This window comes from Aestuariivirga sp. (genome assembly GCF_044239095.1).
Classification (GTDB): domain Bacteria; phylum Pseudomonadota; class Alphaproteobacteria; order Rhizobiales; family Aestuariivirgaceae; genus Aestuariivirga.
Genome location: NZ_JBIICB010000282.1, coordinates 1 through 5,430, shown reverse-complemented (window position 1 = coordinate 5,430; position 5,430 = coordinate 1). Strand labels below are relative to the sequence as shown.

At 59.2% G+C, this 5,430-nt stretch carries 6 protein-coding genes and 2 pseudogenes; 4 read left to right on the top strand and 4 right to left on the bottom strand.

Features of this window, described 5'->3' with window-relative positions; genetic code table 11:
• The 3 genes from ACILRA_RS19150 to ACILRA_RS19140 form a co-directional block, all read right to left on the bottom strand.
• The coding region (locus ACILRA_RS19150; RefSeq protein ID WP_395663656.1) for a CoA transferase at nt 1–243 on the bottom strand (243 nt) is incomplete at its 3' end.
• A 1-nt stretch (nt 244) separates the two neighbouring features.
• Nucleotides 245–1,390: an acyl-CoA dehydrogenase family protein gene (locus ACILRA_RS19145; protein ID WP_395663655.1), complete on the bottom strand. Its 1,146-nt coding sequence runs from the start codon at nt 1,388–1,390 to the stop codon at nt 245–247.
• 75 nt (nt 1,391–1,465) lie between these two features.
• Nucleotides 1,466–1,723, bottom strand: a complete 258-nt coding sequence (locus ACILRA_RS19140; protein ID WP_395663654.1) for a hydantoinase/oxoprolinase family protein — start codon at nt 1,721–1,723, stop codon at nt 1,466–1,468.
• Between the two features lie 407 nt (nt 1,724–2,130).
• Here ACILRA_RS19140 and ACILRA_RS19135 point away from each other — a divergent pair, with 407 nt between their 5' ends.
• From ACILRA_RS19135 to ACILRA_RS19125, 3 genes and pseudogenes are all read left to right on the top strand, one after another.
• Nucleotides 2,131–2,544, top strand: a complete 414-nt coding sequence (locus ACILRA_RS19135) for a DUF3830 family protein (RefSeq protein WP_395663653.1) — start codon at nt 2,131–2,133, stop codon at nt 2,542–2,544.
• A 7-nt stretch (nt 2,545–2,551) separates the two neighbouring features.
• Nucleotides 2,552–3,424, top strand: coding sequence for a MaoC family dehydratase N-terminal domain-containing protein (locus tag ACILRA_RS19130; protein WP_395663652.1), 873 nt, complete (start codon nt 2,552–2,554; stop codon nt 3,422–3,424).
• Nucleotides 3,425–3,456: 32 nt separating this feature from the next.
• Nucleotides 3,457–3,633: pseudogene (locus tag ACILRA_RS19125) on the top strand (CoA transferase); the annotation flags it as partial.
• Nucleotides 3,634–4,663: 1,030 nt separating this feature from the next.
• Here the strand turns inward: ACILRA_RS19125 and ACILRA_RS19120 are convergent.
• Nucleotides 4,664–4,825, bottom strand: a complete 162-nt coding sequence (locus ACILRA_RS19120) for a tail fiber protein (protein ID WP_395663657.1) — start codon at nt 4,823–4,825, stop codon at nt 4,664–4,666.
• Nucleotides 4,826–5,262: 437 nt separating this feature from the next.
• On the opposite strand from ACILRA_RS19120, the pseudogene ACILRA_RS19115 reads away from it, so the two are divergent.
• Nucleotides 5,263–5,430: pseudogene (locus tag ACILRA_RS19115) on the top strand (IS630 family transposase); the annotation flags it as partial.

The following is a 5,430-nucleotide window of genomic DNA, read 5'->3' as shown; positions in this document are numbered from 1 at the left end:
GACGAGTGCAAGGTCGGCCTCGTCCTTCAGGTCCAGAACCGTGCTTTCCTTGCCGCGGTTGAGCCAAACAAAATAGGCAGAAACGCCGTTGACCGTCTTGTCATAGTGCCGGGCCGTGTCGCCCTCTGCCCGCTCGATCTTGATGACGCGCGCGCCGCCATCGGCAAGTTTCAGCGTGCACAGCGGTGCCGCCACAGCCTGCTCGATTGCCACCACCAGCACGCCGTCAAGCGCGCCCGCCATGTCAGTATGACCTGGGCAGGCCGAGCACATGCTCGGCCAGATAAGACAGGATCAAGTTGGTCGAGATCGGCGCCACCTGGTAAAGCCTGGTCTCGCGGAACTTGCGCTCGATGTCGAAATCCTCCGCGAAGCCGAAGCCGCCATGCGTCTGGATCGCGGCATTGGCGGCCTCGAATGAGGCATCCGCCGCCAGCATCTTGGCCATGTTGGCCTCAGCACCACAGTCTTCCGCCGCCTCGTATTTGCGCAGAGCCTCGTTCACCATCAATTCCGCCGCGCGCATGTTGGCGTAGGCCTTGGCGATGGGGAACTGGATGCCCTGGTTCTGGCCGATGGGCCGGCCAAAGACTTTCCGATCCTTGGCATAGGCGCTGGACTTGGCGATGAACCACTTGGCATCGCCCACGCATTCCGCCGCGATCAGAATGCGCTCGGCATTCATGCCGGAGAGGATGTAGCGGAAACCCTTGCCTTCCTCACCGATCAGGTTCTTCGCCGGCACTTCCATGTTGTCGAAAAACAGTGCGGTGGTCGAATGATTCATCATGGTGCGGATGGGTGTGATGGAAAGCCCCCTGCCCTTCGCCTCGCGCATGTCGACGATGAAGACGGACAGCCCGTCGGTGCGCTTCTGCACCTCCTCGCGCGGCGTGGTGCGGGCGAGCAGCACCATCAGGTCGGAATGTTCCGCCCGGCTCGTCCACACCTTCTGGCCATTGATGATGTACCGGTCACCCTCCTTGCGCGCGAAGGTGCGGATGGAGGTGGTGTCCGTGCCGCTCGTCGGCTCCGTCACGCCGAAGGCCTGCATCCGCAACTCGCCGCTCGCAACACCCGGCAGATAGGTCTGCTTCTGCTCCTCGGAGCCGTGGCGCAGCACCGTGCCCATCACATACATCTGCGCATGGCAGCTCGCGCCATTGCAGCCCGAGGCCTGGATCTCCTCCAGAATGGCGGCAGCCGCCGAAAGCGGCAGGCCGGAGCCGCCATACTCAGTTGGGATCAGCGCGACGAGGAAGCCCGACTGCGTCAGGGCATCGACGAAGGCTTGCGGGTAGGCCATTTCCCGGTCCAGCTTGCGCCAGTATTCACCGGGAAAATCCAGGCACAGCTTGCGGACGGAATCACGGATATCTTCATGCGGCATGTGGTCATCCTAGAGCAATTTCCAGACGGCGTCATCCCGGCCTTCGCGGGGATGACGCCGCTGTTGGTGAGCGTTTCACTTTGTAATCACATAAGCCCCACTCTGGTCGAGCTTTACCGTCCAACCCGGCTTGATGACGATGGTAGCCGTCACCTCCTCGATGATGGGGAGCCCCGCAACAGCCGCGCCCGCACCCAGCGTTTCCACCTGGATCATCGGCACGCCGATGCAATAACGCAGGAGGTCGCTGTTCTTGTTGAGGTTGGTCTGCCCGTCCTTGGTCAGCGTGATATCGAAGGACGTGCCGCCCATGTCAAAGTTGATGACCGTCATCCAGCAAACTGCCTTGTCTGCGCTTCAGCGCCATCGAATTCATGAAGCTCTCCTTCGGCGGCGCGGGAAGCACGCTGTAGTGGGCGTAATCGCCATACGACGTTCGTCATGCCACGGCTTGACCGTGGCGTCTTTCTCATCGCGTCCGCAGAAGACAGACTCATCCTAATCTTGGATCGCCACCCCAAAATCTCCAGCCAGATTACTCAAGCCGCCATCCCAGCCACCTCAGGGCATGCATAGGCCGTCACCAAGCCGGGTTTGAAAAATCCGCATTCTTCTTTATTCTGCAGAGAAGATTAGTTGGTTCGCGCCCCGGATTGAGACGGAAATCGCATCAAAAGATGCGGTAACGGAATTGCCGGGCGCGAGCATCGATCCGCCACAACAACAGACAAGAGAAATCCATGACGGAGCTCAAGATCACCATCGCAGAAACGGTCTTCGGCGCGAGGCTGGAAATGGAGAAGGCGCCGAAGACCTGCGCGTCATTCCTGCGCCACATGCCCTTCAGCGGAAAGATCGTGCATGTGCGCTGGAGCGGCGAGGCGGTGTGGATTCCCCTCGGCGATCTCGATTTCAGAGTGGGCTACGAGAACCACACCAGCTTCCCCGCACCGGGGCAGATCCTGCTCTATCCCGGCGGCATTTCCGAAACAGAAATCCTGCTTGCCTATGGCGGCGTCCACTTCGCCAGCAAGATGGGCCAGCTCGCCGGAAACCACTTCATCACGCTAACGTCGGGCCTCGACAGGCTCGCCGATATTGGCAAGCGCACGCTGTGGGAAGGCGCCCAAGCAATCCGCTTCGACAAGGCCTGACGCAGCGATGGAAAACAACGAACCCGATGTTTCGCAGTGGGTCGGCCGCACCGAGGAATGCCGCGACATCATCACCCCGGGGCCGCTCAACCGGTTCGCAGCGATGCTCGACCACAAGCGGGAGGCCTATTCCACGGGCGGCGTCATTCCGCCGCTGGCGCACTGGCTGTTCTTCCTGCCGGAAACACCGCAGTCGGAACTGGGTCCAGATGGGCACAAGAAGCGCGGCGGCTTCATACCCGCGCTGGATGGCCATCCACGCCGCATGTGGGCGGGAAGCCGAATTTCCTTCCTGAAGAACATTCGCGTGGGCGATGAGCTGCTGCGGGTCTCCCGCATCGCTGCAGTGAAGCCCAAGACGGGGGCGAACGGCAGCATGGTGTTCGTCACCGTGCGCCATGAAGTGAGCCGCCCTGGCGAGGGACCCGCTCTCATCGATGAGCATGACATCGTCTACCGCAGCCTCGGCGGCCCTGCCGTGACCGCCGCCCCGCGCACGGCCGGCCCCGGGGACTGGCGCCGAACGCTGACGCCCGATGCCGTGATGCTCTTCCGCTATTCCGCGCTGACCTTCAACGGACACCGCATTCATTACGACCGGGACTACGTGAGGAATGTCGAAGGCTATCCGGGCCTCATCGTGCATGGACCGCTCATCGCGACACTCCTCGTCGACCTCATCGGACGAAATGTGCCCGGGGCGCGGGTTGAGAGTTTCTCCTTCCGTGCCGTCTCGCCCCTGTTCGACGGCGCGGAGATGAGCGTCAATGCTAGCCTGCCTTCAGCCGATGGCACTGTATCGCTGTGGGCGGCCAATGCGGATGGCGGGCTCGCCATGTCGGCCGAGGCAATGATCGCGCGGCCAGAGGCCGCCACATGAGCCGTCCGCTCAATGGCCTGCTGGTCTTTTGACTGGAGCAAGCCACCACCGCGCCCTACTGCACGCGTCTTCTTGCTGAGCAGGGTGCGCGCGTGATCAAGGTGGAGCGGCCAGGCAGAAGCGGTTCCGCTCGCGCCTATGACAGCGGCCTTGCCAGCCACTTCGTCTGGACCAACCACTCGCAGCAGAGCCTCGCATCCGACCTCAAGGAGCGTTTTGCAACTTTGCGATTAGCACACCATCACGAGGCGCTTGGCGGAAGCTATACGGGAAAACCCCATCCGGCTGTGATCATTCAGGAAGACAGCTTCGACACAACCGTTTCGGTCACGCTGTGCTCCCTCACGACCGATGCCACCTGGTCGGAACGCGCGCCAGATCTTGGTCGTCAACAGGACCTCCCCCACCATCGGTGTCATCCCCGTCAGGCGTGCAATCAGGGTCATCGTGATCGGAATCGTCGACCGTTGTCTTGATGGACTGTTGACTGGCATCGAATTCAGCCAAACGAACCGCCACCTTCCAGAGTGACGGAAGCAGTCCACAGAAGTTCAGCGGTCAACAGAGGCCTGTGTTCACGGGCTTTTTTGAACTCAATGGACTTCTGTGAAGGGGGGTGTGGTGGAGACGGAGGGATTCGAACCATCGCGCTAAAATATTGATTTTACAATGTTTTTTATAGAGTTGAGATTCCCACCCCAGCATCGACCCCAGCGCCGAACCGGGCTTACTTTACGTCATACCGCTGGCAGGGGGGTGCCGTAGGGCAGGGCTGGATCTGGGTGGGATTGAATTAGTTGGCTCTTAGACATCAGCCGCCGTAGGTTCCAGCCTATTCCGCTAGCTCAGCTAGAGTGTAGCCCTTCATCTTCGGCAACCGCGTGAATGTGGCGGGAATCGCAAAGCTGGTTGAGCTATCCTGCAACGCGCTCTGGTTCACGGCCAGCTCGCTGAACGAGAGCAATTAGCGCAACGTAAGAATGTCCACTTTCTGCGAAGTGAGAATGTCCCTTTGATGGTCATGAAACGGGAGGGGTTTTGGGATGGAGTCTGGGTCTCCCCCAAATGCATAGCTCCGTCTACTGCGCGGTGCGGTTATTCCGAAGGTGTGACAACAATAGTAAGAGCCTAGGGAGCACGATTGATTCTTCGGAGCGCTTCAGTGGCGGATGGATCATGGGTGCATCGGATAAAGACCATTTGTTACCGAAATACAGACAATCAATGATGCTCCAGACGTTAGTGTTGTAAAAGGTGCAGCATTGGGAAGCGCAAAGGTATTCGGGCCCTGCCCGCCATATTTCCTATAATTGAATAGAGTGCTTGGTTGGAATTTACCGGCAGGACTTGTCCATTTGCTGGAAGCCAGTCCACAGGGCAATAGTGACCTGAGAATAGCATAATCTGTCCGAGAAAGGGTTCCCCCGTTGCAAGAGCAGAGCTGCATGTAACAAAAAGTACTGAAGCGCTCGCCGCGATGCAGGATAATACTCTCTTCATGCTGTAGGCCTTTTTCTTGAAATGCTCGCCCTTGATCCGCGCCGCAGTCATCTTGTCGAATATTCCAATTCAAGACTAATGGGCAGGGTGCAGTTATAGTCTGCGAGAGTCAATGCAAAGGAAACATTCAGTTGACCAAGTGAAGATTGGCGGCGCTCAACATACCCGGTAAACCGGCCTTCAAAACCAGTTTCCTTGAATGTTAAAGAACCACTATTCTGGTTCTGAAACCTCAAGAGGACTAGACCGTGTAATACCAAAGGTTTCTGGGCCTGACTCACGGGGGATTCCCCTGAAGTTGGAGTTCTGATTCACTGGGCGCGAGGAGGATTCGCGCCATGCCACCAGCAGTACCCCTACGGACAGATTTTTCGGCACGTGAACTTCGCCGGTTGGCGAAGCAGTCTCGAGACAACAATCAGAGCCGGCGGCTCCTGTCGCTGGCGGCGGTGTTGGATGGTGTGAGCCGCGACGATGCGGCCCGGATCGGTGGCATGGACCGCCAG

Bases quoted from the DNA above. Each gene is read 5' to 3' on its own strand.
- ACILRA_RS19145 (WP_395663655.1), bottom strand. From the start codon at position 1,390: ATGCCGCATGAAGATATCCGTGATTCCGTCCGCAAGCTGTGCCTGGAT.
- ACILRA_RS19140 (WP_395663654.1), bottom strand. From the start codon at position 1,723: ATGACGGTCATCAACTTTGACATGGGCGGCACGTCCTTCGATATCACG.
- ACILRA_RS19120 (WP_395663657.1), bottom strand. From the start codon at position 4,825: ATGCTATTCTCAGGTCACTATTGCCCTGTGGACTGGCTTCCAGCAAAT.
- ACILRA_RS19130 (WP_395663652.1), top strand. From the start codon at position 2,552: ATGGAAAACAACGAACCCGATGTTTCGCAGTGGGTCGGCCGCACCGAG.
- ACILRA_RS19135 (WP_395663653.1), top strand. From the start codon at position 2,131: ATGACGGAGCTCAAGATCACCATCGCAGAAACGGTCTTCGGCGCGAGG.